The 26,367-nt window shown below is 36.0% G+C and carries 23 protein-coding genes; 10 read left to right on the top strand and 13 right to left on the bottom strand.

Annotation, left to right across the window (positions count from 1 at the left end; genetic code table 11):
• The first annotated feature begins 10 nt into the window (after positions 1 to 10).
• From asnB to F1847_RS04045, 8 genes are read left to right on the top strand one after another with little or no spacing between them, the layout of a single operon-like run.
• Positions 11 to 1,930, top strand: coding sequence for an asparagine synthase (glutamine-hydrolyzing) (gene asnB, locus F1847_RS04010; RefSeq protein ID WP_150071808.1), 1,920 nt, complete (start codon positions 11 to 13; stop codon positions 1,928 to 1,930).
• Positions 1,921 to 2,562 (top strand): class I SAM-dependent methyltransferase, encoded by a 642-nt coding sequence (locus F1847_RS04015; protein WP_150071809.1) that lies wholly within the window; start codon positions 1,921 to 1,923, stop codon positions 2,560 to 2,562. The genes asnB and F1847_RS04015 overlap by 10 nt, the downstream gene beginning before the upstream one ends.
• Positions 2,552 to 3,316 (top strand): DUF2334 domain-containing protein, encoded by a 765-nt coding sequence (locus tag F1847_RS04020; protein ID WP_150071810.1) that lies wholly within the window; start codon positions 2,552 to 2,554, stop codon positions 3,314 to 3,316. The genes F1847_RS04015 and F1847_RS04020 overlap by 11 nt, the downstream gene beginning before the upstream one ends.
• Entirely contained in the window at positions 3,313 to 4,527 is a 1,215-nt protein-coding gene (locus F1847_RS04025) for a glycosyltransferase (protein ID WP_150071811.1), read from the top strand. The genes F1847_RS04020 and F1847_RS04025 overlap by 4 nt, the downstream gene beginning before the upstream one ends.
• The gene (locus tag F1847_RS04030; protein WP_150071812.1) at positions 4,520 to 5,815 is read left to right on the top strand and encodes a nucleotide sugar dehydrogenase; all 1,296 of its coding nucleotides are present in this window, start codon (positions 4,520 to 4,522) and stop codon (positions 5,813 to 5,815) included. The genes F1847_RS04025 and F1847_RS04030 overlap by 8 nt, the downstream gene beginning before the upstream one ends.
• Position 5,816: 1 nt before the next feature.
• Positions 5,817 to 6,071, top strand: a complete 255-nt coding sequence (locus F1847_RS04035) for a hypothetical protein (protein ID WP_150071813.1) — start codon at positions 5,817 to 5,819, stop codon at positions 6,069 to 6,071.
• Positions 6,035 to 7,156: a hypothetical protein gene (locus tag F1847_RS04040; RefSeq protein ID WP_150071814.1), complete on the top strand. Its 1,122-nt coding sequence runs from the start codon at positions 6,035 to 6,037 to the stop codon at positions 7,154 to 7,156. The genes F1847_RS04035 and F1847_RS04040 overlap by 37 nt, the downstream gene beginning before the upstream one ends.
• A complete protein-coding gene (locus F1847_RS04045; protein WP_150071815.1) occupies positions 7,141 to 8,256 on the top strand; it encodes a glycosyltransferase family 4 protein in 1,116 nt (371 codons plus the stop codon). The genes F1847_RS04040 and F1847_RS04045 overlap by 16 nt, the downstream gene beginning before the upstream one ends.
• Before the next feature lie 356 nt (positions 8,257 to 8,612).
• Here F1847_RS04045 and F1847_RS04050 read toward each other — a convergent pair whose 3' ends face one another.
• Positions 8,613 to 9,710, bottom strand: a complete 1,098-nt coding sequence (locus F1847_RS04050; protein WP_150071816.1) for a glycosyltransferase — start codon at positions 9,708 to 9,710, stop codon at positions 8,613 to 8,615.
• Between the two features lie 499 nt (positions 9,711 to 10,209).
• Between F1847_RS04050 and hflX the strand changes: the two genes are divergently transcribed.
• Complete coding sequence (gene hflX / locus F1847_RS04055; RefSeq protein WP_150071817.1) at positions 10,210 to 11,988, top strand: GTPase HflX; 1,779 nt, start codon at positions 10,210 to 10,212, stop codon at positions 11,986 to 11,988.
• On the opposite strand, the gene rsfS is transcribed toward hflX, so the two are convergent.
• The 12 genes from rsfS to clpB all read right to left on the bottom strand — a co-directional run bounded on the left by rsfS (position 11,882) and on the right by clpB (position 25,728).
• Positions 11,882 to 12,265 (bottom strand): ribosome silencing factor, encoded by a 384-nt coding sequence (gene rsfS / locus F1847_RS04060; RefSeq protein WP_150071818.1) that lies wholly within the window; start codon positions 12,263 to 12,265, stop codon positions 11,882 to 11,884. The genes hflX and rsfS overlap by 107 nt on opposite strands.
• A 3-nt stretch (positions 12,266 to 12,268) precedes the next feature.
• Entirely contained in the window at positions 12,269 to 12,472 is a 204-nt protein-coding gene (locus tag F1847_RS09345; protein ID WP_150071819.1) for a DUF6485 family protein, read from the bottom strand.
• Positions 12,473 to 12,510: 38 nt separating this feature from the next.
• Positions 12,511 to 14,355: a glutamine--fructose-6-phosphate transaminase (isomerizing) gene (glmS, locus tag F1847_RS04070; RefSeq protein ID WP_150071820.1), complete on the bottom strand. Its 1,845-nt coding sequence runs from the start codon at positions 14,353 to 14,355 to the stop codon at positions 12,511 to 12,513.
• Position 14,356: 1 nt separating this feature from the next.
• Complete coding sequence (locus tag F1847_RS04075; protein WP_150071821.1) at positions 14,357 to 14,665, bottom strand: HNH endonuclease; 309 nt, start codon at positions 14,663 to 14,665, stop codon at positions 14,357 to 14,359.
• A complete protein-coding gene (gene cmk, locus F1847_RS04080) occupies positions 14,662 to 15,351 on the bottom strand; it encodes a (d)CMP kinase (protein WP_150071822.1) in 690 nt (229 codons plus the stop codon). Before cmk ends, F1847_RS04075 begins: the two co-directional genes overlap by 4 nt.
• The gene (gene nusB, locus F1847_RS04085; RefSeq protein ID WP_150071823.1) at positions 15,338 to 15,766 is read right to left on the bottom strand and encodes a transcription antitermination factor NusB; all 429 of its coding nucleotides are present in this window, start codon (positions 15,764 to 15,766) and stop codon (positions 15,338 to 15,340) included. The genes cmk and nusB overlap by 14 nt, the downstream gene beginning before the upstream one ends.
• A gap of 15 nt (positions 15,767 to 15,781) precedes the next feature.
• Positions 15,782 to 17,002, bottom strand: coding sequence for a type I glyceraldehyde-3-phosphate dehydrogenase (locus F1847_RS04090; protein WP_150071824.1), 1,221 nt, complete (start codon positions 17,000 to 17,002; stop codon positions 15,782 to 15,784).
• Complete coding sequence (locus F1847_RS04095) at positions 16,999 to 21,177, bottom strand: PEP/pyruvate-binding domain-containing protein (RefSeq protein ID WP_168194261.1); 4,179 nt, start codon at positions 21,175 to 21,177, stop codon at positions 16,999 to 17,001. Before F1847_RS04095 ends, F1847_RS04090 begins: the two co-directional genes overlap by 4 nt.
• Before the next feature lie 15 nt (positions 21,178 to 21,192).
• Positions 21,193 to 21,627, bottom strand: coding sequence for a ribosomal protein S18-alanine N-acetyltransferase (gene rimI / locus F1847_RS04100; protein ID WP_150071826.1), 435 nt, complete (start codon positions 21,625 to 21,627; stop codon positions 21,193 to 21,195).
• Complete coding sequence (rapZ, locus tag F1847_RS04105; RefSeq protein ID WP_150071827.1) at positions 21,620 to 22,492, bottom strand: RNase adapter RapZ; 873 nt, start codon at positions 22,490 to 22,492, stop codon at positions 21,620 to 21,622. The genes rimI and rapZ overlap by 8 nt, the downstream gene beginning before the upstream one ends.
• Positions 22,493 to 22,495: 3 nt before the next feature.
• Positions 22,496 to 23,002 (bottom strand): ribosome hibernation-promoting factor, HPF/YfiA family, encoded by a 507-nt coding sequence (hpf, locus tag F1847_RS04110; RefSeq protein WP_168194262.1) that lies wholly within the window; start codon positions 23,000 to 23,002, stop codon positions 22,496 to 22,498.
• A gap of 134 nt (positions 23,003 to 23,136) precedes the next feature.
• Positions 23,137 to 25,728 carry an ATP-dependent chaperone ClpB gene (clpB, locus tag F1847_RS04115; protein WP_150071829.1) on the bottom strand — a complete coding sequence of 864 codons (2,592 nt, stop codon included), beginning with the start codon at positions 25,726 to 25,728 and terminating at the stop codon, positions 23,137 to 23,139.
• 194 nt (positions 25,729 to 25,922) lie between these two features.
• Here clpB and F1847_RS04120 point away from each other — a divergent pair, with 194 nt between their 5' ends.
• Positions 25,923 to 26,366 carry an Hsp20/alpha crystallin family protein gene (locus F1847_RS04120; RefSeq protein ID WP_150071830.1) on the top strand — a complete coding sequence of 148 codons (444 nt, stop codon included), beginning with the start codon at positions 25,923 to 25,925 and terminating at the stop codon, positions 26,364 to 26,366.
• The last annotated feature ends 1 nt before the right edge of the window (position 26,367 follow it).

Consider the following 26,367-nt stretch of genomic DNA (forward strand, 5'->3'; position numbering starts at 1 on the left):
AATACCGTAAATGTGTCGCATAGTTGGCTTCTTAGACCTTAACTATAAGCAAGATTATCTAATGGATAAAATCATTCTAAATATGCGAGATACGCTCACTCACGGTGGTCCAGACGATGCAGGTGTTTATTTAGATAAAGACATACCTTTAGCCTTTGGACACAGGAGACTTTCCATTTTGGACCTTAGCCCTCTTGGACGCCAACCTATGGAGTTTGAAAATCTGGTGATTACATACAATGGAGAGGTGTATAACTTCAGGGAAATAAGGCAAGAGCTTGAAGGAGAAGGTTACAAGTTTTTCTCAAGTTCAGATACTGAAGTAATCTTGAAGGCTTTTCACAGATGGGGTATGCAAGCGGTTCAAAAGTTTAGAGGAATGTTTGCTTTTGCCCTGTGGGACAAAGAAAAGAAAGAGCTTATTCTTTGTAGAGACAGGGTTGGTGTTAAGCCTCTTTTTTACTATTACAAAAATGGCCTGTTTATGTTTGCCTCTGAGCTTAAGGCATTTCATAAACACCCAAAGTTTGAAAAGGAGATAGACCCTATAGGTCTGTCGCTTTATTTACAGTATGGCTACATTCCTGCACCATACACTATATTTAAAAATACCTTCAAACTAAAACCTGCCCATTTTTTGATCGTAAAACCAAATGGAGAGATAGAAGAGTTTCCTTTCTGGCGCATTGAAACTTTTTTTGAAGAGGGGAAATCTAAAAAAGATATTTGGCTAAAGAAGGGAGAAGATGAACTTGCCCAAGAGCTTGAAGACATTCTTATGGAGAGCTTTAAGCTTAGGCTTGTGTCTGATGTGCCAGTGGGAATGTTTCTCAGCGGTGGCATAGACTCCTCTACCGTTTGTGCCCTTTTGGCAAAGGAAGGAATAAGGCTAAAGACATTCACCATAGGATTTTACGAGAAGGAATACAACGAGGCAGAATACGCAAAGAAGATTGCAAAGTATCTTGGAACAGAACACACAGAGCTTTACTGCACTCCAAAAGAAGCCTTTGAGATTATTCCCAAGCTTCCTGAAATATACGATGAACCTTTTGGAGATTCTTCAGCCATACCAACCTACCTTGTTTCTAAACTTGCAAGGTCCCAGGTAAAAGTTTCTCTTTCCGCAGACGGAGGAGATGAGCAGTTTTGCGGATATTCAAGTTATTGGCTAATTTCAGGCAGAATAAAGAAACTTTCAAAACTCCCTTTTTCAGGTTTAATATCTAAGTTTCTTGATGTTATCCATCCAGATTTTGCTCAAAAGATCTACAATACTTTAAAACCAATACTGCCTAAATACACAAATTTTAGGGACAAGTTTATAAAGCTCAGAAATATCCTAAAAGTTAAGGATAGCATGGAGATGTATAACTTTGCGGTAAGCTACTTTTTAGAGGAGGACCTCAGAGAGCTTGGGCTTAATTCTTACAGAAGATTAACAGACTGGAGCAAAGAGCCAAAACTTGACCTTTTGAGCTCAATGATGTTAACAGACCTAAAAACTTACCTGCCAGATGATATACTGGTAAAGGTGGATAGAGCAACCATGGCTGTTGCTTTGGAAGGAAGAGAGCCTTTTTTGGACCACAGGATCTTAGAATGGACCTGTCAATTGCCATCGGAATTCAAATACAAAAACGGAGTCAGTAAATACATCCTTAGAAAGGTTTTGTATAAATACGTTCCAAGGGAGCTTTTGGATAGGACAAAGCAAGGTTTTGGAGTGCCAATGTATGAATGGTTTAAAAGAGATTTGAAGGAGCTATACATAGAATATCTAAGCGAACACAGGATAAGGTCTGCGGGTATTTTTGATTTTGTAGCAGTAAAAAGACTACTTGACGATTATCTTATGGATAGAGGAGTAAATCACAACAAGCTTTGGCTTTTGTTCGTGTTTGAATTGTGGAGGGAAAAATGGATTTGATTTTTATTAAAGGAAAAATTAAAAGATTGATGAAATTAGGTCCTTTTGGAGCTTTTAAATGTTTGTATCATAGACATAAGATAAAGAGATTAGTAGAAAATATAGGTATAGATATTGATCCATGGCACATATACAATAATTTCTTTTGCAGATATTACAAACGAATAGTTGTCAATATTGTAAACTCACTTAAACCAGAAATAGTAGTTGAAGTTGGGTGTGGCACAGGAGAGATTATAAGGAGAGTTAATGCAAGCACTAAAATAGGCATAGATATTAACAGCGATTTGATTAAGTTAGCTAAAATTATTAACCCTGAAGCAGAGTATATAGTTGGTGATTTTTCTACAATTCTTTCTTTGCCATTTAATAGAATAGATTGCCTACTTACCGTAAATGTAATCCATGGCATTTCGCAAGATGATTTAAGAAACTACATAAGGTCAATAATTGATAAAAAGAAAGTTAAATATATACTTACTGATAATTACAAAGAAAGCTATCCATACGAAAATAAAACTTACTCTCATAATTTGGAAAGTTACGATGAGCGCATTACGCTCTTAGAGATATTTGACGATGGAGAAGGATATAGAGATTTCTTTCTATGGAGAGTAGATTATGAGCGCTAAATACTTAATCAGGCTTGATGATGCTTGTCCAACTATGGACATAGAGAAGTGGAACCTAATAGAGCAATACTTGGATAAACATAATCTTAAACCTCTTGTAGCAGTTATTCCTTACTGTAAAGATGAGAGCTTACACTTTAACGAACCTGTAAAAGACTTTTGGCAGATTGTAAAAAGATGGAAAAGTAAAGGATGGACTATTGGCATGCATGGGTATCAGCATGTCTACGTCGAATTGAAAGACAAGAAAAAGTCTTTAATTCCCATACATAACAGAACTGAGTTTGCAGGCTTGCCCTATGAAGTTCAAAAGGAAAAAATTGAGAAGGCTTGGAAGATTTTCCTGAGTCAGGGCATTAAGCCAGATGTATGGGTGGCGCCAGCACATACTTTTGATTTAAATACTTTAAAAACTTTGGAAAAAGTTACAGAAATAAGAATTGTTTCAGATTGTTTTGCTTTTTATCCATTTAAGTATAATAATTTCTTCTTTGTTCCACAACAGCTGTGGAAATTTATAAGATTTCCATTCGGTGTATGGACCATCTGCTTACATCCCAATACTATGTCAAAAGATGATTTTAATAAATTGGAGCTTTGGCTTCAAAGTAGCAGAGAACAGTTTGTAAATTTCTTCCAAGTTGAATTAAAAAACAGAAGTTGGACTGCTTTAGAAAGGTTTATTAACCACAACTTTTGGTTTGACGATAATAAGAAGAACTGGTTTAAAATTATCAAGCGCGTGATGAAATGAAAAGTCCCAATAGAAATATTTTCTTTCTTATTAATTCCTTAGCTGGGGGTGGGGCAGAGAAGGTTCTTGTTAGACTTCTGCATTATTTAAAGCCAGAGAAATTATTCCTTTTAGAAAAAGATATCGCCTATCAAATTGAAGAAGAACCTACACTTCTAAGCTCCCATTTAAAGAACACAAATCCTTTACTTAAGACTTTTTTTATCCCTGTATATGCCTATAGATTAGCAAAAAACATAGGAGAAAATTCCGTGGTAATATCCTTTTTAGAAAGGGCAAATTTTGTAAATGTCTTTGCTAAGCTATACAAAAAACACAAAACGGTAATTTCCGTTCGTACGGATCAAGTTAAAGGACATGTAGGATTTAGAAAGTTTAATAAACTGCTTGTTAAACTATTTTATCCAAGAGCAGACCTTTTAATCGCCGTAAGTGAAGGAGTTAAAAAAAGCTTGATATCACTTGGTATAGAAGAAGGGAAAATAAAAGTTATTTACAATCCTTATCCAATAGAAAACATAGAGGAGTTAGCAAAGGAAGATTTAAGGGAGTGGGAAAGTGTATTTGAAGGTCCTGTAATCATCACCGCTGGCAGACTAACCAAACCGAAAGGTCAGTGGTATCTTTTAAGAGTTTTTAGGCAGTTAAAAGAAACCAAGAAAGATCTGAAGCTTGTCATACTTGGAGAAGGCGAGCTAAAGGAATACTTAGTAACGCTTTCGGAAGAGCTTGGACTAAGGACCTTTGTTTGGGACAGAGACAGCTTTTCTGAAGATTTTGACGTTTATTTTCTTGGCTTCCAAAAAAACCCTTTTAAGTTTATTGCAAGGTCAAAGCTTTTTGTCTTTCCATCCCTTTGGGAAGGATTTCCTAACGCTTTAGTTGAAGCCATGGCTTGTGGTGTACCAGTTGTTTCTTCTGATTGCAGAAGTGGTCCGAGGGAGATACTGGCACCCAACACTGATGTGGAGTATCAGACTGAAAAGCCGGAGTTTGCAGAGTATGGTGTGCTTATGCCTGTTTTTGATGTAAAATTTAAATCAGCAAAGGAGCCGTTGGAAGAAAAGGAAAGGATGTGGGTGGAGGAACTTGATAGAATGCTTAGGGATGAGAGTTTAAGGATGGAATATTCCACGAAAAGTAAAAAAAGAGCAGAAGATTTTAGGATTGAGAGGGTTATACATCAGTGGATGGAGGTTTTGTATGGTTGAAAATTTAAAAATCTGCGTAGTAGGGCTTGGGTATGTGGGGCTTCCTTTGGCTGTAAGCTTAGCAAGACATTTTAGAGTAATTGGTTTTGACGTAAACAAAAAGAGGGTAGAGGAGCTTTTAAGCGGTGTGGATAGAACGGGTGAAGTGGAAGATGCAGAGGATTTAACTCAGGAAAACATAGAATTTACAAGCGACCCATCGCGCATTGGAGAGTGCAATTTCATTATCGTGGCTGTACCTACACCTGTGGATAAGCTAAAAAATCCAGACCTTTCTTTTCTCAGGTCTGCTTCAGAGACCGTGGGTAGGCATATGAAGCCTGGTAGTGTGGTGGTATACGAGTCCACTGTTTATCCCGGAGCTACAGAGGAGGTGTGTGTGCCAATACTGGAAAAAGAAAGCGGTCTTAAGTGGAAGAAAGATTTTTTTGTAGGATACTCTCCTGAGAGGGTCAATCCCGGAGACAAAGAGCATACATTAGAAAAAATCGTAAAAGTGGTAGCGGGGGATACTCCCGAAACCCTTGAGCTTATAGCCGAGGTCTACGGAAAGATAATTAAGGCTGGCGTTTATAAAGCCCCAGATATAAGAACCGCAGAAGCGGCAAAGGTTATAGAAAATATTCAAAGGGACATAAACATAGCCTTGATAAACGAGCTTGCCCTTATATTTCACCGGCTTGGGCTTGACACAAAAGAGGTGCTAAAGGCAGCTGGAACAAAATGGAACTTTTTGAAGTTTGAACCTGGATTGGTGGGGGGTCATTGCATACCAGTAGATCCATACTATCTTGCTCACAAATCCTTAGAAGTTGGCTATGTGCCAGAGCTCATACTGGCAGGAAGAAGAATAAATGAATTTATACCAATCTATATAGCCCACGAGCTTGTAAAATATCTTATTAAAACTGGAAAAAAAGTAAAGGATGCCAAAGTCTTAGTGCTTGGAGCTTCCTTTAAGGAGAATGTGCCAGATGTAAGAAACAGTAAAGTGTTTGAAATTTTAAAGGAGCTTAAGGATTTTCAAGTAAACACGATCCTATACGATCCGGTAACTAACAAAGAGGAGGTGAAGGAAGAGTATGGAGTGGACCTTGAAGAAGACTTTTTGCTTCATAAACCATACGATGCCATACTGTTTGTAGTTAGACATAAAATATTTTTAGAAAAGTTTAATTTAGAAACTCTAAGAAAGCTTTGCAACGATCCTCCCATACTTTTTGATGTGAAAGGAGTGTTTGATAGGGAAGAGGCCAAAAAAATGGGTTTTGTATACTGGAGGCTTTGATATGGAGGGTAAGCTAAAGTCTATTGATTTTTTGATATTATGGATAGTGTTTTATCTTTACTCTATATTTGTTGGCTTTTTAGTTCAATTCTTTGTTTTACCCGTGCTTTTTCCTTATGCCCATTGGAAGGATGGTCTGATGGTTGGTGGAGATTGGATACTCTTTCATTCAGAAGCGGTAGAATTGGCAAAGAAAATAGAGCTTGAAGGATGGTCTGTTTGGAGTTTAAAGCCCCCCCTCATTATCAATCTATGATAGGGATAACTGCCCTGTTTTACGCCTTGACTGGTATACACAAACCTTGGGTTATGTTGTTTTACAATGCATTTTTACATGCCAGTGCCGGAGTAATACTTTTTTATCTACTTACGCTCTTCGAAGTTTCAAAAAAGTATGCTCTGATTTTTTCCGCTTTATTTGTAGTTTTTCCTACATCCCTTACCTGGGTTTCTCAAATTCACAAGGATGGTCTTTATATTTTGGGAATCTACTCTACTTTTCTTGCAATTGCCTTAGCATTTTCCAAAAATATATTTCAAAATTTGTTGGCTATATTGTTTGGAGCTTTAAGTGTTATTTCATTTTTAATCGTTGGTAGAGAGTATTCTTTAAAAATATTCTATTATTTTCACGGTTTTACAGTCTTAGTCGCTTTTATCATTATAGTTTTTCAGCTTTTTAGAAAAAACAAAGAAAAAGGACTCCAATACCTAAGAACCTTATCTGTAGCGTTTTTAATTTTTCTTTTCTTCGGGTATTTGCAACCAACACAACAACCAGCACAGCAACCAGCACAACAACCAGCACAACAACCAGCACAACAACCACAACAACTGCAATGGTTTTGGAACCCTTGGATACCAGATAAAGCGGAATACCTTTTTTACCAGTTAGCTTACTGGAGAAATGAGGTATGGACTAAGCATTTGGCGGGCCACGCTGGAGGTATAGACGAGGACATGAGGTTTTACAGTGTGTCTGACTTTTTGGAATATACGCCAAGAGCTTTTGTTGTAGGATTGTTTTCCCCTTTCCCAAGTTTTTGGTTTACAAAGGGCTCTACCACGGGTGGAACTATTGCCAGATACATAACCCCCTTTGAATCTGTTTATCTTTACATAGCCTGGATACTTTTGCCCTTTGCCCTTTGGAAGCATAGAGGGAAACCTTGGCTTTGGATTATACTTTTAATCTCTCTTGGTTTTATATGGTTTCACACAGTAGCAGAACCCAACATAGGTCCCATTGTAAGAAAAAGATACGGCTACGTTATGTTTCTTTCTGCTTTAAGTTATAGCGTATTTCTTACAGAGGTTTTTAAAAGATGGAAAAAATCATAGTATTTACTTCTAACACGGCATTTAGTCTTTATAACTTTAGACTTCATATAATGAGAGAACTAAAAATTAGAGGATATCGTGTAATAGCGGTATCTCCAAACGAAAGTGAGTATGCATCTTTTTTGGCTAAAGAGTTTGAGTTTTACCCAATAAAAAATCTTGACCGTAAAGGTAAAAATCCTTTTAAAGATATTTTACTTCTTTTTGAATATTTAAGACTATACAAAAGATTAAAACCACATTTGATAATAAACTTTACCATAAAGCCAAACATCTACAGCTCCATTGCGGGTGGTATTTTAGGCATTCCATCTATAAGTGTGGTCACTGGTTTGGGGTTTGTGTTCATAAGTAAAACATGGCTTACAAACTTAGTAAAGTTATTATACAAAATAGCTTTTAGATTTAATAGAATTGTAGTTTTCCAAAATAGGGATGACTCTGAAGAGCTAAAAAGTTTAACTGATAGAAAGGCACACCTAATAGAAAGCTCTGGCGTGGATACTGATTACTTTTCTCCTTCTTTTTGCGAAGAAAACAAAAAAGAAAAATTTATCTTCCTTTTTGTTGGAAGATTCCTAAAAGATAAGGGACTTTTGGAACTCGTGAAAGCTTTTGAAAAATTAAAGGTTGAAAATTCAAAAGTAGAACTTTATTTAGTCGGTGATGTGGATGAGGGAAATCCTCAATCTATCAAAAGGGAGGAGTTAAAGCGGTGGTTAAATAAGGGTTTGGTTAATTGGATAGGCTTTCAAAAGGATGTCAGGCCCTTTTACTGCCTTGCAGATTGCGTAGTTTTGCCTTCTTACAGAGAAGGTATCCCAAGGGTTTTGTTGGAAGCTATGGCTATGGGAAAGCCCATAATCACCACGGACAGTGTTGGGTGCAGGGAAGTGTGTATTGATGGGGTTAATGGCTTTTTGGTTGAACCGAAAAATTGGGAAAGTCTTTACGAGGCTATGAAAAGGATGGCTGAGCTACCGCTAGACCAAAGAAAGGCTATGGGTTCTGCAGGAAGGAATCTTGTCTTAAAAAAGTATGATGTAAAGATTATTGTAAGTAAGTATCTTGAACTGATCAAAGAAGTTAAAATTTTTTAAACTGCAAAGTTTTAATCAGATTTAGGCCTAACTTTTGTAACCTACCATCCCTTTCTGCTATAATATTTCTAATACTTCTTTTATTAGGTAAGTATTATTTTTAGGAAGGGCATGGTAGTCCTCAATTTAAGCTCTATTAAATCCTTTTAATCTTCTTGGTTAAGTCTCTCGTCTATTTCTTTAAAGATCAAGTATAATAACCTCTCAGCTTTACCTTTCTTTTTAAATCTTCTGCAAATAAAATTCTATCTCTTACCCTCGGTTGATTTAAGCTACTTTCCTACTAAAAGACCAAGATTTTAGGAATAAACATAAGCGATTAAAAGGAAGAGTTGATAATTTCTGTCGAATAAGGATTATGTATTTTCTTTAAACTTTTTTAATAAATGTATCATTATTTTAGGGGTTTTAAAATTCACTATTCTAAAGTAAAGCCAGGTGTAAAAAACAATAAAAGCTAAGCTAAAAATCATCAAAACGTAAGTTTTGCTCCAGAAAAGTACTGCAGGGATCGTGCAAAGAAGTTGCATAAACCATAAATAAGGTGAAGTAAGAGAATTTAGTAAAAAGTTGGGAAGTTTATTCCCAACAGTTAATTTTATTACTCTTCTGTAAATTATCGTATGAAGATGTACTGCATCTGGCTCAAAAGGAGAGGAGGACCTTAAAAATTTTCTTCTTACAATTGAAAATAAAGTTTCATAAATTGGATAAATTAAAAGTAAAAGAGGAAACCAGGCTGAAACTTCTTGGTGTCTTTCAACAAGTAGGACTCCTGTAAGACCTGCCAAGAAACCTAAAAGGTATGCTCCTCCGTCTCCTAAAAAGATATACCCAAAAGGAAAATTCCAGAAGAAAAAACCAAAGATGGCAGAGGCTATGGTTAAGCTTGTATAGACAAGAAACATATCTCCTACTAAGAAGGATACATAAGCATAAGATAGAAAAACCATAATAGAAACTCCGCTTGCAAGACCGTTAAACCCATCAATGATGTTTATGGCGTTGGCAACCCCTGCAAGGGCGAAAGCGGTGAAAAGGACAGAAAAAAGGAGATAACTTGCAAGTAAATAATCAAATCCCGGAAGGTCAACCCGGGTAAGGGTCTCTCCTAAAAAAAGATAAACCAAAAATCCAGAAAACATACCACAAAGAAGCCTAATTTTAGGACCAACCTTTTTGGTTAAGTCCTCAATAAATCCTCCTAAAAAAACGGGGATAGAAGATACAACCAAAAGAATATGTAATTTTGCAAAGTCTTTTTGATCCAGAGTAAACGCTATGCTGACGGTTATCAAGGAAAAGATTATAGATAATCCACCAACCCTTACAGCATTCCACTGATGAAACTTTTGGACCCCTACTTGATTGTCAATAAAAGCTTCGTTAGCCTTCTTAATGAGAAAAAAGCAAGTAAAAAAGGATGTCAAAAAAGCGATAATTAAGAATAGCATGAAAAAAGATTATAATTTAATTTTATAAAATTAAAAGAAAATAAGCTAAAAAATTTTTCGTCCTGCTTTCAAAGCAGGATGAAAAGACCTATCAGCCTTTTTTGAGACATTCGATTATAAAGTCGCATTTAGTTTCTTTTTCATCAGGAACTTGCCTTACCATTACCTTTTGAGTGTTTAGGGAGCGACAAAAAGGACAGGTTATCGTTTTTGACATGAACGAGATTTCATTATCAGGAAACACCTTATCAAAGGTGCGCCTGCATTTAAAACATTTTACCGTAACTACTATCATTTAATCTTTACTCTGTAAGTTTGTATGCAAACATTTTAACCATTTTTATAATAATATCAAGGTAGTAGAAAATTTCTTAGAAGAACCTTTAGCCCGGCGGCTTAAGATAATAAAGGAGGAATATTAAGAATTAAAAAGCCTAAACCTTTAAAGAAAATAAGTTTGTATTAAAATTAAAATAAAATTAAAATTAAATAGAGGGGTATGGGACATAACGTTTTTGGAAATACGGTAGGGTTAAAACCAAGTGAATTAAAAAACTTAGAGAGATTATATAGAAGAAGGGTGCCTCCTGCTTCTATCATTTCTCATGAACTGGCAAGAGAACTTGCACGGATATCAGCAGAGATAAACCGTCAAGTAGGCTTGCTTATCAACCGAAAAGGAGAAATAGACTACGTAGTAGTAGGTACCTTTAACCGTATTGAAATACCTGAGCTTAGAGGGTATCGTGACCATATCGCCAGATTAAAAGGATTACGTTTTATCCATACTCATCTTTTAACTTCTAAATCTAATCAATCTGAACTCGACCAAGACGACCTGATAGACCTTGCTCTTTTAAGGCTTGATTTGGTTGGTGCCTTAGAGGTGAACCCCAACGGAGAGCCTGGTAAAATTCACATAGCCCACATTATCCCTGACCCAGAGTTTTTTACAGGAGGTCCTTTTTCAGAAAAAGAAAACCAGTTTTTTTATTTTTTAAAGCCCTGTTATGTCTGGGAATTAAGAGAAAACTTTTTAGAACTTATTAAAAACTTAGAGGATGAGCTTGAAAGGATAAAACCCCTTAAAGAAGTAGACGAGCAAAAGGATAGGGCTATTCTCATTTTCTTAAAAGAGTCTAACGAACCTTATTTAGAGGAAAGGATTTTTGAGTTAAAGGAATTGGCAAGGACTGCAGGGGTAACCGTAGTAGGGGAGGTGGTTCAGAAAAAGACAAGTCCAGACCCAAGGTATGTAATAGGTAAAGGAAAACTGCTTGAGGTGATGGTGCTTGCCTTAAGGACCCGGGCTAATCTTTTAATATTTGATCGCGAGCTTACCCCATCTCAAGTAAGAGCCCTTACTGAAAATACAGACTTAAGGGTTATAGACCGTACCCAGCTTATTTTAGACATCTTTGCCCAACGTGCTAAGTCTAAAGAAGGAAAAATTCAGGTTGAAATCGCCCAGTTAAAATATACCCTTCCCAGGCTTAGGGCTAAAGACGATGCCTTCTCCAGGCTTACCGGAGGTATAGGAGGAAGAGGACCCGGAGAAACCAAGCTAGAAATAGACAGAAGAAGGATAAAAGACCGTATCGCTAAGCTGGAAAGAGAGTTAGAACAAATCTCTCAAGAAAGAGACCTGAGAAGAAAACGTAGAAAAAAGTTAGAATTTAAAACGGTTGCTTTGATAGGTTATACTAACGCAGGTAAAACCACTTTGTTTAACACTTTGGCTAAAAGCCAATACTTAGCAGAGGATAAACTTTTTGCAACCCTTGACCCTGTAACCAAGGCTATTAGAACCCCAAACAATAGGGTATTTCTTATTACAGATACCGTAGGTTTTATAAGAAACCTTCCAGAAGAATTAAAAAAGGCCTTTAAAGCTACCTTAGAAGAACTTTATTCGGCAGACCTACTTCTTCACATCGTAGATATAAGCCATCCAGAATTTGAAACCCAGATAGAAGCAGTAAATCAAATTTTAGAAGAAATGGGGCTTTTGCATTATCCTATGCTGATGGTTTTTAATAAAATAGACCTTTTATCCCCCTCAGAACTGCAGGCTATAAAACTACTTTCCAGTCGTTATCAAGCCATTCCTATTTCAGCCAAAAAAGGAGAAAACCTTGACCTACTCTTAAATAAAATCGAAGAAAAACTTTTTACTCCTCTTGGGTCTCTTGAAAAACCTCTTTTTGAGGTTGAGCCTGCTTTCGCGGAGGAGGAAAGTCTAACCAAAGTTCCTCCAGCGCATACATCTGACGTATAGGTTCATAGAAAAGATGTACGATCACAGAATCATAATCAAGGACTATCCATTGCCCAAGTTCAAAACCTTCTATTCCTAAGGGCTTAATCCCTATCTTTTCCAATTCGAACATCAAATGTTCAGATAGCCCTTGAGTATGTTTAGTAGAATGGGCACTGCATATGATAAAATAGTCGGCATAGTCTACCTTATCTCTTACATCAATAAGCAGTATGTCCTCTGCTTTTTTATCTTCAAGCAAAGTTAAAATCTCTTCTGCTAACACTTTGCTTTCCATATCTTATATTTTTCCCTCCGTTACCAACTTGGCAAAAAGTTCGAAGCTCCTGTTATAAGTTTTTTCATATTCTGGTGGGAAAAAGCACGCAGGTAGTTGTCTCATTTTTCTATGATAATGCAGACATTCGCAGCAAATCCCCTTTTTAGGACAAGGTTCATAAGTGCAGTTACAGTTTTTAAGGTTTTTATCCCTTTTACACTCCATAGGTTTACTCCTCCTTGTAGTTTTTACTTAACCATTACTTATTCAACCGTTACACTTTTGGCTAAATTTCTTGGTTTATCTACGTCACATCCTCTTAAAGTAGCTATCTCATAAGCTAAAAGCTGAAGAGGCACGACATAAAAAATAGGTAAAAATTCATAAAAAGTCAAGGGTACCTCTATATATTCATCAGAAATTTTTTGAAATTCTTCTGCCCCTTCAGTTATCAAAGAAATGATAGGACCTCTGCGAGACTTAACCTCCTCAGCATTTGAGAGAGTTTTTTCGTAAACAATCCCGGTTTCTTTGGCTGCAAGGATTATGGTGGGCACTTTTTCTTCTATTAAGGCTATAGGACCATGTTTCATCTCGCCTGCTGCATAGCCCTCTGCATGAATATAGGAGATTTCTTTGAGTTTTAAAGCCCCTTCTAAGGCTATAGGATAAAGGATGTTTCTTCCAAGATAAAGGACGTTTGAGGCTTGATAATAATTTTGGGCCAAAAGTTTGATTTTAGGATGGACTTTTTCTATAAAAAGTTTAAGCTGAGAGGGCAACTTGATCAAGGATTCTATCTTTTTTCCTTTCTCGTTTTCTTTAAAAAGGATTTGTTTTAGGTAAATGGTAAGAAGCACAAAAATTAAAACCTGGGTAGAAAAAGCCTTGGTAGAGGCAACGCTTATTTCTGGACCTGCTTTGGTATAAAGTACTATCTTGCTTTCTCTGGCTATGGTGCTTCCCACTACATTACAGATAGAAAGGGTTTTAGCCCCCTTGCTTTTAGCTAACCGTAAGCTCGCAAGCGTGTCTGCTGTTTCCCCTGACTGAGAAATTCCTATAAAAAGGGTTTTTTCGTTTATTACCGGGTCTCTATACCTAAATTCAGAGGCTATATCTACCTCTACAGGAATCTTTAGTTCTCGTTCTATAAGATATTTAGCCACCAAACCAGCATGATAAGAGGTACCGCAGGCAACAAGGTAAAACCTTTGAATATCTTTAAAGAAATCTGCGGTCAATCCTTCTTTAGAAAAATCTACTTGATTTTTGTCTAAGTCAATCCTTTCAAGCATCGTATTTTTTACAGCGTCAGGTTGTTCGTAAATCTCCTTAAGCATGAAATGGGCAAAACCCCCTTTTTCAGCCGAGGCTATGTCCCAGGTAACATGATAAGGCTCTCTTAAAACCGGATTTTCTGATAGGTCGTATATTTCTACTTTATCCTTGCTAACTATCGCTACCTCACCATCGTTTAAAAACAACACCTCTTTAGTAAACGGCAAAAGGGCAGGGATGTCAGAGGCTATAAAATTTTCCTGATTCCCTAAACCTATGACTACAGGACTTTGGTTTCTACCGACTAAGATTAAATCAGGGTGGTTTTTATGGATTAAGGCTACTGCATAAGCTCCCTTAAGCGTTCTTAAAGCTTTAAAAAAGGCCTGTTTAAGAGATAGACCCTGGTTTAGAAAATCTTCTATCAAATGAACGATAACCTCGGTATCTGTAGCTGAAACAAACCTATGACCTTTGGCTAAAAGCTTGGTTTTTAGTTCATAATAGTTTTCTATGATCCCGTTGTGAACCAAGGCAAAAGATTTATGGCAATCAAAATGGGGATGAGCGTTTTCGTCAGAAGGTTCTCCGTGGGTTGCCCAACGGGTGTGTCCAAGACCAGGGGCCTTAGCTTTAGAAGGAAAAGGTTTAAAAAGTTTTTCCTCTAAGTTTAGAATTTTTCCTTTGGTTTTAATGACTTTTATTTCGTTTTTCTCAAAAAAAACTACCCCTGCTGAATCATACCCTCTGTATTCAAGCCTTCTTAAACCTTCTAATAACACAGGAATAACCTGTCTATCCCCTATATATCCTATTATCCCACACATCTTATCCCTCTTCTACATTAGTAATTTTAAGTCTTTTAACGTACTCCTCCCATTCCCAGGGTAACAAGTATTTTTTCTTGTTATTACACTCCTTACAACAAGGAACGATGTTAATCCTGTCTGAGGTTCCCCATCTTGAAAGAGGGATTTTATGGTCCATCGTAAGGTTTTTGGCACCTACCTCTTTTCCGCAGTAATAACATACCCCTTTTTCTAATTGACGTCTCCACCATCTGGTTTGTCTAAGTTTGCGGGCTTTTTCCTTTTCTTTTTTTATAAACTCTTCTAAGCTTAAAAACTTTTCTTTCATGCTTTCTCTAAATTCTCTAAATGGCTAAGAATTTTTTGTAAAACCTCTTCAGGGGAAAGGTTAGAGGTGTCTAAAACCAGAGCCTCTTCTGGTATGGTTAAGGGAGCAACTTTTCTTGTACTATCAAGCTGGTCTCTTTTTTTAAGGTTATCTATAACCGTTCCGTAGTGCAGAACTTCTTTTTCAACTTTTTCTTTATATCTTCTTTCAGCCCTAACCTGTTCATCTGCCGTAAGAAAAACTTTCAGTTCTGCTTCTTTAAAAACTACACTTCCCATGTCTCTTCCTTCAGCCACCACTAAACGATGGTCAACAAGCCTCCTTAAAAAACCGGTGATAAACTCTCTTACTTCAGGTATGGCAGCTACTACTGAAACCCTTTCTTCTACCTGAATTTCTCTAAGTTCGTGATTAATCTCTTTTCCTTCATAAAAAATCTGGGTAGCCTCTGGGGTAAGTTTTACCGTAACCGAAGAGAAAATTTTTTCTAAGGTATCTTTGGGGTCCAATTTTTTTGAGATAAAATCTTCGTAAAAGTTATGTTTTAAAAGCAAACAAGTAACCAACCTATAAAAAGCCCCTGATTCTAAAAGGGAATATCCAAGGGTTTTAGCCAAAAGTCTGGCAACGGTAGTTTTCCCAGAGGCTGCAGGTCCGTCTATGGTGATTACCTTAGGCTTTTTCATCTTTGCGTACCTTTATTTCCTTTTTATAGATGCTGTCTAATACCCCGTTTACAAAAGCAGGAGAATCGTCTGTGCCGTAAAGTTTGGCAAGCTCAACAGCTTCGTTGATAGAAACCACTTCAGGAATGTCAGGCCTAAAAAACATTTCATAAACCGCTATCCTAAGAATGTTTTTATCTGTGATGTTTATTCGGTCTAAAGGCCAGGAAGGGGTATATTTTTGGATAATACCATCTATAAACTCTAAGTTTTCTGAGATTCCCCTCACCAATTCTTCGCCAAAACTTAAAGCCTCAAGGCTGTTTATGTTAAGAAATTTTTTATACAAATTAATAGCTTCTTCGGTAGAGGCCTTAGATAGCTCTTTTTGGTACAAAATCTGTAAAGCTATTTCTCTACCTTTTCTTCTAATCATATCCTACTTATCTACCTATATCATCTTTTCTGCTATGTAGACTGTAAGGTCTCCTAACATATTAGTATATGACCCAAGCTCGTTGTCATACCATCCATAAACTACTACCTGAGTAATAGGAATTTCTACGTGGGTGCAGACTGTGCCTACTTCTGGTAGTGCTTTGCAGATGTCAACTTTGGCGGTGGCTGTCCTGGTATGGGTTTCGCTTCCTTCTATGATGGCTGCAGCCTTAGGATAGCCTATGACATCTGAAGAAACGTTTTGTTCTGTAGTAAAAATTAGAAAGTCTTTGTACTTAGTAGCGGCAGCTTCTTTGTAGATGTTATTGATAAGTTCTCTGTCTATATGGTTTTCTATGCTTTCATCCTGAATGTTTATCGTGAGTATGATTAAACTTCCTGTGGTTAAAGGAACTCTCACGCTTTCTGCCATAAAACCTACTTTTTTCATCTCAGGTATAACCAAGCTAAGGGCCTCTGCTGCACCGGTAGTTGTAAGTATGATGTTATTAAAAACGCTTCTCATTCTTCTAAGGTCTTTAGTGCCTTCCTTAGGTAGACGGTCAAGCACTACTTGTGAACTAGTAGCAGCATGCACGGTAACCATCGAGGCTGAAAGTATACGGTCTACTCCAAAATAATCTAAAAGTGGTTTGACCATAAAAGCCAAACAGGTGGTAGTACAAGAAGCGGCGGAGATAAGGTTATGTTTGTTAGGTTGATAAACCTCTTCGTTTATCCCATAAACTACTGTAACCGCATCCTCTGGAATACCTTTTTCTTTTTCTTTAACCTTAAACGGTGCGGAAACGATTACTTTTTCAGCACCTCCCAAAAAATGTCCTCTAACAGCACCTTTAGAACCTTCTGGGTCTGCGTTTGGGTCTCTAAACTTTCCGGTGCAATCAATCACCAACTTAACCCCTTCTTCTCTCCAGTTTATTTCCTTAGGATTCCTACTGGTTCTCAAGATTTTTACCTTTACCCCGTCTATATACATCGTTCCTTCTTTTTCGTCTAAATTTTCAATAACCCTTTTTCCTTTATGTCCGTAAAGATAAACAGGAAGCCATCCATAGGTGCTGTCTTTTTCTAAGTAGCTTGCTATATCTGAAAAAGAAGTTCCCACTTCTCTTCCAACATTTACTACAATTTCATCAAAATACTTTCTTGCTATATGATGCCACAAAGTAAGTTTACCAATTCTTCCTAAACCGTTTATGCCTAACTTCATAATACACCTCCTATATGGTTATATTTTGAAGCCTTGGTTAAAAGGTCGATTTTTCCTTTGAAAACTTGACCGGTTATTCCGTTTAAGGTGATCCAATCCCCTAACCTAAGGACATGTCCGTTAATTTTGGCTTCTTTCTTTACTTCGTCTATACTTAAGTTTTCACAACCAACCACACAGATCTTCCCCAGTCTTGAAGCTACTATGGCAGCATGTGAGGTTTGTCCGCCTCTTGCCGTAAGAATACCATCTACTCTGTGGATTTCTCGTATGTTGTCTGGCACTGTATCGTATCTTACCAATATCAAGGGTTCTCCTGTATCCATGCTTAAAATATCTTCCCATCCAAAAGCTATCTTACCTGAAATCAACCCACCGGTAACACCTATACCTTTACCTATGTATTCTAAGTTTTTAAGTAATTCTTTGCTAAAGAAGGGTATTTCTCTTTCTTCTCTAAGAATTATATCCCTTACTTGTAAAATATAAAGGGAATTTGGGTCATTTCCTTCAAAAGTAAACTCAATTTCTTGGTGGCCCCATCCTTTTTCATACACTAAATAATAGGCTAAATCAAGTAAAGCTTTATAAACATCAGGAAAAGCTTCTTGTAAAGAAGGTCCTTCTCTTTCTTCTATCTTCTTTTGTTCTATAGAAATAGGATAGGCATTTACCAGCCCTGAGACGATGTCTTCTCCTTGGTTATAAGAGGTGTAGTCTCCCCAGAGGATAATCCTCGGAAATTTTCCTACCGGAGAGGTGGTTAACGTAACCCCTGTTCCTGTTAGGTCTCCCATGTTTCCAAAAACCATCTGCTGAACGATGACCGCTGTACCCCATTCGTCAGAAAGCTGCATTATTTCACGATAAGACCTTGCCTTTTCATTAAACCAAGAGGTTAAAATAAGTTCAATACCTTTAAAAAGCTGTTCCCAAGGGTCATCTAAAACAGGAATTCCTAATTCTTGAACACTTTTTCTGTATAACAACGCAAGTTCTTTCATCTGTTCTCCGCTAAACTCCCTTTTTTTCTTTACCTTATACTTTCTTTTATGCTCCCGCATAAGATGGTTGAAAAAATCCCTCTGTACCCCAAAAGCCATCGCCCAGCTTTGGATAAACCTTCTATAAGTATCCCATGCAAACCATAGATTTCCAGAAACCTTAGCCAACCCTTCTACCGTCTCAAGGTTTAACCCTACGTTTAAGATAGAGTTCATCATCCCAGGCATAGAAAGAGCAGCCCCACTTCTTATACTGACTACTAAAGGATTTTCTTTTCCTCCAAAAACTTTTTGAGAAATGTTTTCTAACAGATTGATATTATATTTAATTTTTTCTGTATAATCATTCCACAGCTCTGGATATTTTTGGATAAGGGGATAACATCTAAAAACTTCGGTGGTTAAGATAAATCCTGGAGGGATTTTATTTTTTATTCCTTCTTCTTGGGCTAATATAGTAAGGATATAACCTTTATTACCGAGATAGATTAGGTCGGTTACTAAGGAGTTAGGTTTATGGATAAAAGAAACCGTTCTCCTTGGGTCATAACTCATAAGCAAGTTTAGGTCCTGTTTAGCTATTTTTTCTAAGTAAGAAGAAAGGATGTCGTAGATTTTTTTGAGAAACCGGTCTAAATGGGTTAAGCCAAAGGCCTCCCCTATGATATCTTTTATAACCACCTCACTTATACAAAAATAAATTTGTTCTCGTTCTAATCCACAAAAACATTTTTTATATTTTGATAAAATCTCTTCCTCGTTTAAGGTTTGAAAAACTAAAGGAAAAACCTTAAGATAGGGGTTAACATAGTAAACTTTAACTATATGCTGAACGCCCTCTAAAAGTCCTCTAAAGATATCTAAGTATTGATTGTAAGTGAGAGGATAACTTTTTAGCGAATATTCTAAAAGGTTTAGGGAGGATTCAAACTTTTGCGAAAAAATTCCGTCTATTTCAAGGGCTTTTTTGAAAAGTTTTAAAATTTTTAGGATTTTAAAGAAAGATGCCCTGGTAATAAACTGTAAATCAAAGCCCTCTATTAGTTTTTCAAATAAAAGGTTGGCTAAGTATTCAAGACGAAAGGTGAGACCTAAGGCGTCAAACTTTTTTTCTTTATACCTTCCATACATAGAGGGGATGTCTGCAGCTATGTGCCTTTTTTGCAAAATTTCTTCTAAAGGAGGATAGGTTTGTTGAGATAAAATGACCCCTTTAAGCTCTTCCATCCAGCCTAAAATCTTTTCTAAGAGCAAATACAAATCCTTGGGTTCTTCTTGAAGCAGTGTCTTTAGTTCTTTGATAAAAGGATATTCTCTTTCATCATACTGCATCAACAAAAGGTTTACATCTTTTAGAACCCCAAAATATTTTTGATACTCTAAATGGTATAAATAAACGGTAAGATAAAACTTTTTCTTATAGCTTTCGTCAAAATCTATGTTTTTAAGGGCTTTTTCCAAAGAATAAAGGTCTATATTTAAAAGGTCTTCAAAGTCCTTTAGGTTTGCTTCCTGAAAAACCTTTTGGATTAATTTTTGCATTTGAACATGTAATTCTATTTCTTCATTTTTTATTTTATTATGAACTGTTTCCGGAACATATTTAATAATATGTGTATCATCTAAGGTAAACCAGAATTTAAGTATATTTTGGATAAACTCAACGGCTAAGCTTGAGTTTTCGATGTGGATAAATTTTCTTAAAAAGTGGATTAAGGTGTCTCTTCTTTTGAAAAGCTCGTCAAGTTCGGTTGAAAGGTCTCTTATAAGGCCTTCAGCTCCGATTTCGTTGTAATAGACAGGCAATAGTTTACAAAACTGTTTTGTAAGGTTATATACCGGTTTGATAGGTGCATTAAGTAGATGAGTAATCTCTTTTTGAAAAAGGTCGGTATCTTTGATAGAAATGCCGTAAAGTTTTAGGTTAAGTATCATCGCAGCAAGAAGACTGCTACACCATTCAGGATTAACCTTAAAGATCTCAAGCCAAGTTTTTATGTTAATAAGATGATGAGGATTTTGGATTATCTTCCAGTTAAGACCAATTCCCCTGATTTGGGGAGGTTGAAAACCAAACTTAATGATTTCGTTTATTAACACCTCTATAAGATAGACTTCTTTTTTGTTTAAAATACAAATTCCGATGTTTTTTATGCATTCAAGGACAGTTCGAGGATAAAGATTAAGTTTTTCTTTAAGGATACCAAAAAATTTTATGATAAACTCATCTAAGTTTTGAGAAGGTTTGGAGTTTATAAGTAAAATCAAGTTTCGGTTTACTTCTTTGATCAGTTCTTCATGGATAAGCCTAAGTAGAGGAGCTTTTATCAAATCAAAAAGAAAATTAATCTTTAATTCATCTGAGATATGATGTTGGTTTAGTTGATTGATAGAAGATATAAAATTTTTTAGCTTTTTAAGTAGGTCTAAATGGTCTGGAAAGGACAAAAGTTGAGACAAATTAACCGTTTCTTCGTTTAAACATTTAAGAAGGTCGTTAAAATAACTTGGGGTTAAAAAGTATTCTTTTATATTACTTTCAGAAAGTTTTTGAATAAGATTAACCTCACAGGTTTCTGCTAATTTTTCCCACAAAGTATAGGTTAAAATATAGGCTTTTTTAAAAAGGTCTATGTAAACTAACTCAAGTTCTCGCGAAAGGGAAAGTTTGGTTAATTTTTGTATTAAACGTTTAAAAGAGTAATAGTTTTCTAAAAAATTTAAAAAATATTCTTCTGGAAGATTGGTTATGGCCTTTAAAATTTCCTTAAAAACCGGGATTAATTCATAAAAACTTTCCTGGTCTATAAGGTCAGCCGTTTTGTCAAGGATAGAAAAGATAGTTTCTGCGGTCTTGATGTTAACGTCCTGGTCCTTACCAAAAAACTTAAACAAAAGGTCAAAAATCAACCAATAAGCTCTGTTTCTGTAAGGATGTTTGATTAATAAAGAAAGATTGGCTAAAAAGAAACTTCTTAGTTCTTCTAAAACAAGAGCACTGTTTTTATAAGGGTGAAAGCTTTCTTTTAAAAGATGTTCTATTTGCTGCCTAAGTCCCGGAAATTTCGCATAAATTTCTAAAAAAACATTATATTTAGGTTCATATTGGACGTCTTCTACGAAAGTATAGGCTAAGTTGGCTAATAGAGCTTTAGACGTAAACTTTTCCATCATTTTATCATGATTTCAAAGGGTTTTAGTCATTACTAAAGCGTCTGTATTTTGATAGTATCCTTTCCTAAGATAAACCTCTTGAAAACCCATTTTTTGATATAGTTTAAGTGCAGGTTGATTGTCTACCCTTAATTCTAAATGGATTTTTTTTAGCCCATTAGTTTTTAAATATCTCAAAAACTCATTTAAAAGAAAGGTTCCTAACCCCTTTTTTTGATGCTCTTTTTTTATACCTATTCTTAAAATTTCTGCCTCATCTAAAATTTGTCTAAAAATAAGATAACCGAGCTTTTCTTCTTGATGTTTAAGGATCCAGATTTTAGAAAAGGGGTTTTTAAACTCAGCCCAAAGAGTTTGGTAATCCCAAGGTTCTTCAAAAAGCTCTTTTTCTAACCAAGCTATAAATTTAAGGTCTTCTTCTTGTTGTAACTCCTCTATCTTACTCATCTTTATTTATGTCTCTGTGAGATACAATAATTTCTACATCCGATGAAAAATTCTTTAATTCATCTTTTAAATGGTCTATCAAAGCTACGGAACGGTGCCTTCCACCTGTACAGCCTATGGCTAAACTAAGATAGCGTTTGTTGCTGTTAGAATAAACAGGGATTAACCAGTTTAAAAAATTTTTTAAATAATCTAAAAATTGTTGGGTAACCTCAGATTTTAACAAATATTCTTTAATGAGTCGATTTTCTCCGGTAAGAGGTTTTAGTTCAGGGTCAAAATAAGGGTTAGGAAGCATCCTCGCATCAAATACGTAGTCTGCTTCAGGTGGAAGCCCATATTTATATCCAAAAGAAATAAAGTGCAACACAAGGTTTTTAAAATCGGTCCTTTTTCTATATCTGTTAAAAATTTCGTTTCGTAGTTGATGGATGTTATAATTAGAGGTATCGATGAAAAGAGTAGCCAGTTGTCTGATCTCTGCAAGAAGTTTTTTTTCAAGTTCTATTGCCTCTTCTAATCCTAATTCTTTTTCTTTTAAAAGGGGATGTAACCTTCTTGTAAGGTTAAACCTTGAGATGATAACCTTAGTTCGGGCGTCAAGAAAGACGAGTTCCCAGAAATAACCTAAGCTTTTTATTTGAGTAAGCACATATTTAAACTCAGATAAAAAATATTTATCCCTTATGTCCATTACCAAGGCTACCTTGTCTGCAGACAAACTCTCCTTAACCTCTTTTAAAAAAGAAACCAAAAGTCTGGTAGGAAAGTTGTCTATGGCAAGGTAGCCTAAGTCTTCAAAAGCTTTTAAGGCTGTGCTTTTCCCGGAACCAGAGGTTCCGCTTATGATGATTAAATTAGGCATCTTTTAAGCAAACTCTGGAACAAGAACCACAGGTTTATCGTCTTTTATATAGGCTACGCATAGTTTATCATAGTCGGTATTATAAAAAATTAAGAAACTCTCTTTATGGTTTTTCTGAAGCCATTTAATAGCTTCTGTGGTAGATAGATGATTGACCTCAATTTTTTTGATTTCGTAGTTTGGACTAGAAGCTTCTTCAGATATTTCAACAGTTTTTCCTTTCCTAAATTCTTTACGTTTTTCTTTTAACTTTTTAACCTGTTTTTCTAAGGTTTCATAAGCAAGGTCTATAGCTTCATAAATGTCTGAAGTTTCCTCTTTTGCTACTAATACTTCTCCATCTCCTTTAAGAATTATTTCAACAATTTCTCTAAATTTTTCTCTTCTAAACACTATCTGTACGTTTACCGGACCTTCAAAATACTTTTCAAATTTACTGATTTTTTTTTCTGCATACTGTTTGATAGCTTCTGATGTATCAAGACCCTTAAAAGTGAAATTAAAATCCATCATTCAAAAACCTCCTTGAATAAAATTTTATTATCTTTTATGATAAAGTTTACCAATTTTCATATAAAATTCAATCCCTATCCCTTATACCTTTTTCTTAAAAATAGGTATAAGAGATAGGGTAAGGAGGAGGATTAATGAAGCGGTTGTTTTTTGAATTCAAATTCTCCAAGTTCGTTTACATCAACGATAATCTTATCACCTTCTTCGAAGGTACCATCAAGGATTTTTAAGGCCAAGGGGTTTTCGATATAACGCTGGATAGCCCTTTTGAGAGGTCTTGCTCCAAACATCGGGTCGTATCCATAAGAAGCTATCAGTTCTTTTGCTTTTTCTGTAAGTTCTAAACTCATATTCTTTTCTGCCAACCTCTCGTTTAAGTACTTAATCTGGATGTCAACTATTTTTATGATATGTTCTCTCTGCAGGTTGTTAAAGATAATGATTTCATCTATTCTGTTTAAAAATTCAGGTCTAAATGTAGCCTTTAGAAGTTCGTTTATCTTTGTTTCTATTTCAGTATGGTTTAAAGAAAGGTCTTGGAAGTAGAAACTACCTACGTTTGAGGTCATGATGATGATAGTGTTTCTAAAATCAACAGTTCTGCCTTTTCCGTCAGTAAGTCTTCCGTCGTCAAGCACCTGTAAAAGGATGTTAAAAACATCTGGATGGGCCTTTTCTATTTCATCAAAAAGTATTACCGAATAGGGCCTTCTTCTTACTGCTTCTGTAAGCTGGCCACCTTCTTCATAACCTACATAGCCCGGAGGAGCACCTATCAACCTTGAGACAGAATGTTTTTCCATGTATTCGGTCATGTCTATTCTAATCATTGCATCCTCAGTATCAAACATAAACTCAGCCAACGCCTTGGCAAGCTCGGTTTTACCTACCCCTGTAGGTCCTATAAACATAAAGGAACCGATAGGTCTATTGGGGTCTTTTAGGCCAGCTCTTGCCCTTCTTAAGGCATTAGCAATCACCGTTATCGCATGGTCTTGCCCAACCACACGTTCCTTTAGTTTTTCTTCTATTTTTAAGAGTTTTTCTCTCTCGCTTTCAAGAAGTTTGCTTACCGGGATCCCTGTCCACTTAGAGATGATTTGCGCTATGTCTTCTGCGTCTACTTCTTCTTTTAAAAACTTATGTTCTGTTTGAAGCTCGGCAAGTTTACGATTTTCTTCATCAAGTTCTTTTTGGAGCTGAGGTATGATACCATAGATAATCTCTGCTACCCGGTTTAAGTCGCCCTTTCGCTCAGCCTGTTGAGCTTCAACCTTTAATTGGTCTATTCTTTCTTTAAGTTTTCTTATTTTTTGAATAATTTCCTTTTCTTTAAGCCATTGTTCTTTTAAAGTAGCTACCTTGTTTTTAAGTTCTTGAAGCTGCTCTAAAATTTTAGCAAGTCTTTCCTGTGCTTTGGGGTCTGTTTCTTTTTCCAAAGCAACTTTTTCTATTTCTAACTGTTTAATTTTTCTTTCTATTTCGTCTATTTCTGTAGGCATAGAGTCTATTTCAATCCTAAGTTTGGCAGCTGCTTCATCTATAAGGTCTATAGCCTTATCAGGTAAAAATCTATCAGTAATATAACGATGAGAAAGCATTACAGCAGCTACGATAGCATTATCGGTAATTTTTACTCCGTGATGGACCTCGTATTTTTCTTTTAGACCTCTTAAGATGGCTATAGCCTCTTCGGGAGAAGGTTCATCTACATATACAGGTTGAAAACGTCTTTCTAAGGCTGGGTCTTTTTCTATGTATTTACGATACTCGTCGATGGTGGTGGCTCCGATACATCTCAGCTCGCCTCTGGCTAAAGCAGGTTTTAACATATTGGCTGCATCCATCGCCCCTTCAGCCGCACCAGCCCCAACTAAGGTGTGGATTTCATCTATGAAAAGGATGATTTCTCCCTCACTTGCCTGAACCTCTCTTAACACCGCCTTTAATCTTTCCTCAAACTCTCCCCTAAACTTAGTACCTGCTATCAAGGCACCCAGGTCTAACTGAATGATTCTTTTATTTTTTAATATTTCAGGTACATCTCCTGCTACTATCCTTTGAGCTAAACCTTCTACTATAGCTGTTTTTCCTACTCCTGGCTCTCCAACCAACACAGGATTGTTTTTAGTTCTTCTGCTTAAGATATGCATAACCCTTCTTATCTCTTCATCTCTACCTATTACAGGGTCGAGTTTACCGGCTTTAGCAAGGGCAGTAAGGTCTCTTCCAAACTTCTCTAATGACTGATACTTTTCTTCTGGGTTTTGATCTGTAATCCTTTGTCCTTTTCTTATTTTATTAATAACATCTTTGGTATTGCTAAAACTTACTCCCCTTTTTCTTAAGATTTCTCCTGCTTTGGTTGGACTATCTATGATAGCCAGGAAAAGATGTTCGGTTGAAATGTATTCATCTCTCATTTCTCGGGCTAATGCCTCGGCTTTGTCTAAAATTTGCTTAAGGTTTAAAGAAAGATATAACTGATAAGCCCCTTGAGTAAGTTTAGGAAACTTATCTATAATTTCTTCAAGCTCTGTAGCTATAATTTTTGAGTTTACACCCAACCGATCAAGTATGGTTGGGATAATGCCCCCTTCTTGGGTGACCAAAGCTAATAGAAGATGCTCGGGTTCTAATTGAGGGTTATTTCTTGCTTCAGCTAATTTTTGGGCTTCTTGTAAAGCTTCTTGCGCTTTAAACGTATACCTATCAAGCTTCATTTTTTTACCTCCACATATTTTATAATTAATTTAAAAGTTAAATACAATATTGAGAGTTTCAATAGATATAATCCCTAAAATTTCACAATAAAATTTTGATATTTTTGTGTCAAAAAGAACTTGAAATTTTTTTCTACATACTTATTTTGTTATCAAAAAATATAATCAAAAAATTATAAAAGGAGGTGATTAATATGGCAGACATAATCCTTTGGCGTCCATTACAAGAATTAAAAAAAGAAATGGACCGTATATGGCAGGATTTTTTTGGTAAAGAAGTGATACCAGAAAGATGGGAAGGTATAAGTTGGGTTCCTGCCGTAGATATTTCGGAAACAGAAGATAATGTTATCGTAAAAGTTGATGTACCAGGTGTAAATCCTGAGGATATGGAAATTAGCATTGTAGACAATGTTTTACTTATTAAAGGTGAAAAGAAAAAAGAAGAAGAGGAAAAGAAGGAAAATTTCTATAGGGTAGAAAGGTTTTATGGAAGTTTTATGAGGTCTATTCCTATTCCCTGTGAAGTTGACGTTGAAAAGATTGAGGCTACTTATAAAGATGGTGTATTGAAAATAGTTTTACCTAAAAAACCAGAAGAGAAGAAAAAAGTTATTAAAATTAATGTAGAAAAGTAGG

It is taken from the genome of Thermodesulfobacterium sp. TA1, from assembly GCF_008630935.1.
GTDB lineage: Bacteria > Desulfobacterota > Thermodesulfobacteria > Thermodesulfobacteriales > Thermodesulfobacteriaceae > Thermodesulfobacterium.

Excerpts from the sequence above, each read along its gene's own strand:
- asnB (WP_150071808.1), top strand. The coding sequence starts at position 11 with ATGTGTCGCATAGTTGGCTTCTTAGACCTTAACTATAAGCAAGATTAT.
- F1847_RS04015 (WP_150071809.1), top strand. The coding sequence starts at position 1,921 with ATGGATTTGATTTTTATTAAAGGAAAAATTAAAAGATTGATGAAATTA.
- F1847_RS04020 (WP_150071810.1), top strand. The coding sequence starts at position 2,552 with ATGAGCGCTAAATACTTAATCAGGCTTGATGATGCTTGTCCAACTATG.
- F1847_RS04025 (WP_150071811.1), top strand. The coding sequence starts at position 3,313 with ATGAAAAGTCCCAATAGAAATATTTTCTTTCTTATTAATTCCTTAGCT.
- F1847_RS04030 (WP_150071812.1), top strand. The coding sequence starts at position 4,520 with ATGGTTGAAAATTTAAAAATCTGCGTAGTAGGGCTTGGGTATGTGGGG.
- F1847_RS04035 (WP_150071813.1), top strand. The coding sequence starts at position 5,817 with ATGGAGGGTAAGCTAAAGTCTATTGATTTTTTGATATTATGGATAGTG.
- F1847_RS04045 (WP_150071815.1), top strand. The coding sequence starts at position 7,141 with ATGGAAAAAATCATAGTATTTACTTCTAACACGGCATTTAGTCTTTAT.
- F1847_RS04050 (WP_150071816.1), bottom strand. The coding sequence starts at position 9,710 with ATGCTATTCTTAATTATCGCTTTTTTGACATCCTTTTTTACTTGCTTT.
- hflX (WP_150071817.1), top strand. The coding sequence starts at position 10,210 with ATGGGACATAACGTTTTTGGAAATACGGTAGGGTTAAAACCAAGTGAA.
- rsfS (WP_150071818.1), bottom strand. The coding sequence starts at position 12,265 with ATGGAAAGCAAAGTGTTAGCAGAAGAGATTTTAACTTTGCTTGAAGAT.
- F1847_RS09345 (WP_150071819.1), bottom strand. The coding sequence starts at position 12,472 with ATGGAGTGTAAAAGGGATAAAAACCTTAAAAACTGTAACTGCACTTAT.
- glmS (WP_150071820.1), bottom strand. The coding sequence starts at position 14,355 with ATGTGTGGGATAATAGGATATATAGGGGATAGACAGGTTATTCCTGTG.
- F1847_RS04075 (WP_150071821.1), bottom strand. The coding sequence starts at position 14,665 with ATGAAAGAAAAGTTTTTAAGCTTAGAAGAGTTTATAAAAAAAGAAAAG.
- cmk (WP_150071822.1), bottom strand. The coding sequence starts at position 15,351 with ATGAAAAAGCCTAAGGTAATCACCATAGACGGACCTGCAGCCTCTGGG.
- nusB (WP_150071823.1), bottom strand. The coding sequence starts at position 15,766 with ATGATTAGAAGAAAAGGTAGAGAAATAGCTTTACAGATTTTGTACCAA.
- F1847_RS04090 (WP_150071824.1), bottom strand. The coding sequence starts at position 17,002 with ATGAAGTTAGGCATAAACGGTTTAGGAAGAATTGGTAAACTTACTTTG.
- F1847_RS04095 (WP_168194261.1), bottom strand. The coding sequence starts at position 21,177 with ATGGAAAAGTTTACGTCTAAAGCTCTATTAGCCAACTTAGCCTATACT.
- rimI (WP_150071826.1), bottom strand. The coding sequence starts at position 21,627 with ATGAGTAAGATAGAGGAGTTACAACAAGAAGAAGACCTTAAATTTATA.
- rapZ (WP_150071827.1), bottom strand. The coding sequence starts at position 22,492 with ATGCCTAATTTAATCATCATAAGCGGAACCTCTGGTTCCGGGAAAAGC.
- hpf (WP_168194262.1), bottom strand. The coding sequence starts at position 23,002 with ATGGATTTTAATTTCACTTTTAAGGGTCTTGATACATCAGAAGCTATC.
- clpB (WP_150071829.1), bottom strand. The coding sequence starts at position 25,728 with ATGAAGCTTGATAGGTATACGTTTAAAGCGCAAGAAGCTTTACAAGAA.
- F1847_RS04120 (WP_150071830.1), top strand. The coding sequence starts at position 25,923 with ATGGCAGACATAATCCTTTGGCGTCCATTACAAGAATTAAAAAAAGAA.